General features: G+C 35.5%; 4 protein-coding genes. 3 read left to right on the top strand and 1 reads right to left on the bottom strand.

Features of this window, described 5'->3' with window-relative positions; all coding sequences use genetic code 11:
* The first annotated feature begins 3 nt into the window (after window positions 1-3).
* Window positions 4-447 (top strand): hypothetical protein, encoded by a 444-nt coding sequence (locus tag V7137_RS28765; RefSeq protein ID WP_335701229.1) that lies wholly within the window; start codon window positions 4-6, stop codon window positions 445-447.
* Between the two features lie 282 nt (window positions 448-729).
* Here the strand turns inward: V7137_RS28765 and V7137_RS28760 are convergent, their stop codons facing one another.
* Entirely contained in the window at window positions 730-1,314 is a 585-nt protein-coding gene (locus V7137_RS28760; protein WP_335701227.1) for a cupin domain-containing protein, read from the bottom strand.
* Between the two features lie 426 nt (window positions 1,315-1,740).
* On the opposite strand from V7137_RS28760, the gene V7137_RS28755 reads away from it, so the two are divergent.
* Window positions 1,741-2,019: an ArsR/SmtB family transcription factor gene (locus V7137_RS28755; RefSeq protein ID WP_335701228.1), complete on the top strand. Its 279-nt coding sequence runs from the start codon at window positions 1,741-1,743 to the stop codon at window positions 2,017-2,019.
* Between the two features lie 98 nt (window positions 2,020-2,117).
* Window positions 2,118-2,501: a VOC family protein gene (locus V7137_RS28750; protein ID WP_335701226.1), complete on the top strand. Its 384-nt coding sequence runs from the start codon at window positions 2,118-2,120 to the stop codon at window positions 2,499-2,501.
* Window positions 2,502-2,649: the final 148 nt, after the last annotated feature.

Below are 2,649 nucleotides of genomic sequence, written 5' to 3'. Positions count from 1 at the left end.
TTTATAGCTGTTATTCTTTTTAATTTGATTGCATTTATAACTAACAAGCGACTTACTAAAAATCAGATTATTCATATTTGGTTGTTCACCATGACTTTACAGACTATTGCTGATTTGTTTATTGACCAAAAATACCACGGTTATTGGTACTTTACACAGGATGTAGATTGGGAGGCTTTACCTAACGTTACAATGCTTTTACCACCTGTAAATATGATGTTTTTGAATTGGTATCCTTTTAACTCTCGATTATTAAAAAGAATTTTTTATTATATTTATTGGATATTGTTTATGCTGATTTATGAAAAAATAGCATTACTTCCAGAACCTTGGGGGTACTTCCATTATGGGTGGTGGAAATTGGAGTATTCTTTTCTTGTTGACCCTCTTTTGTTAGTTATTTTACTGAATTTTTATAAGTGGATTTGTAAGATTGAAAAAAGTTAAGTTATGGTGCAATAATGGAGCAACTTAATACTTTTTTATTCTTCAAGTAACGGGCAGGATAATTCAATAACTGAGATGAATATATGTAGAAATTTCTTCTCGAGGTGGATTATGTCAATAAATTTAAATAACTTTAGAATCCTTGAAGTATCAAAGGACAAGGTTGGAAGATATATTAAATTAGAGATTCAGCTTCAGGATGGAACATCTATTATTCGTTGGGATATAGATGAGATTACTTACAAACAAATTAAGGAAGTTGTATCTAAAAAACATTTCGATTCACTGGCAATAGACTACCGATTCGAGATTATCCTCTATATTCCTACTTACCAGGATATCTGATTCTTTTATGGGACTTAATGCATTTGCTATTTTATTAGCATCTACACCATATGCAATTTGGAAAACTTCTGGAGGTGTTAGTCGTAACATATCTGAACCTTCTGCTGCTTCAAAAAGATCATTGTTAAAAACGAGGTGGAGATGCAATTTTTCAGACTTGGATATTATCCAATGCCACCAACCCATTGGAATAAAAACAACTTGACCTGGTTTAGCGACATAGGTGTGCAATTTTTTCGTATCTGGATCAACAATTGAGATCTGAGCTTCACCTGAAACAACCACATCCAACTCCCATGCGTTAGGGTGCCAATGCGGTTCCCGAATATGTCCCTTCGTTAGATAGACGTCTCCAAATGCACCTCCCAGCATGGCAGGCATTTGGGTCGAAGTAACTGTAAATATAACATTTTCAGGATCTCTTTCAAATAAGATATTATCCTTCGAGTCAAAAAAAAGATTAGGGGTACCACTTGTTTTTTTTATGTTTGTATTGTCAGGGATGAATCCAGACTTTCCCATGAATTTTCCTCCCAATTAAAAGGTGCCACTATAATGTTATATGAGGAAACGAAATGTTCGTGCTTAATTTAGCATAAGAAAAGGAACATAAGGCAATTTAAAGAACGTATAGTTTGCGAATGTTTTCACTTCAACTAACTGGTGCTTGAGTTAAAGATCAGAGCCGTCATTAAGGCAGCTTTTTCTTGTTGAACTAACGGTCAGTTGAAGAAGAAACGTGTTAAAAATAAAAAACATACAAGGTGCTTAAAAACCAATGAGGATTAATGCAGTTTTTTGTTGAAATTCAGTTTATATTTCTTTAATGGTTCAACTACAATTATGTGACTGTAACTTGTTAAGATTGCATGATACGGTTCCTTTATCACGCAACCATACAGTTGCTCATACTTGACAGGCAACCGTAGAGTTGCTTATACTCGATATATGAATTGGGACAAAGACGCTATATTCAAAGCACTTGGCGACTCGACTCGGCGGCATATATTGGACGAACTATCCGAACGCAACGAGTTGACGTTGTATGAACTTACGGTACGTCTCATTATGAAGCACGACCTTTCCATTTCGCGACAAGCGATAGCAAAACATCTTTCTGCATTGGAAGATGCTGGGCTCGTAAAATCAAAAAGAAAGGGAAAATATCGAGTCGTTATATTCAACAACGAACCACTTAAAAATTTGCTGAAAGGATGGATAGAGTAATTTTATCTAAAAACTTCTAACGAATTTATGGGTTTCTGCTTGGAGCTAGATTGTTTGCAGTGCACCAACGTGGTAAGTATCAAAGGAGGCAAAACATTATGAAAGTCATTGTTACTAGTATATTCGTACAAGACCAAGACAAGGCACTGGAATTTTATTCAGAAAAGCTGGGATTTGTAAAAAAGCATGACGTTCCCATGGGGAAATTTAGGTGGATTACGCTTGTTTCTCCCGATGATCATGACGGTACCGAGCTTTTACTCGAACCGAATGAGCATCCTGCCGCAAAGGAGTATCAAAAGAAGATATTTGCCGAAGGCATCCCAGCAACAATGTTTGGCGTTACAGATATTCATAAAGAGTACAAACGATTATTGGAAAACGGCGTGAAGTTTACTATGGAGCCGACAAAAATGGGCGAAGTCACAATAGCTGTCTTCGACGATACATGCGGCAACCTTATTCAGATATTGCAGATGTAACTTCATGACGAAATTACCTAGTTCTTAACGACTTTATTGGTAAGTTTTAAGTTTGGTAAAGTGTTTTTTATTAAGAATTAATCAACTTCATGTTAACCCTGTCTTAATTTTAGGACGGGGTTATACATTTTTAAGGTCTAAAAATAAA

It is taken from the genome of Neobacillus drentensis (assembly GCF_036962765.1).
In the GTDB taxonomy this organism is placed as follows: Bacteria; Bacillota; Bacilli; order Bacillales; family Cytobacillaceae; genus Neobacillus; species Neobacillus drentensis_C.
Note: the sequence above shows the minus strand (reverse complement) of the source record. Positions and strands in the feature narration are given on the sequence as shown.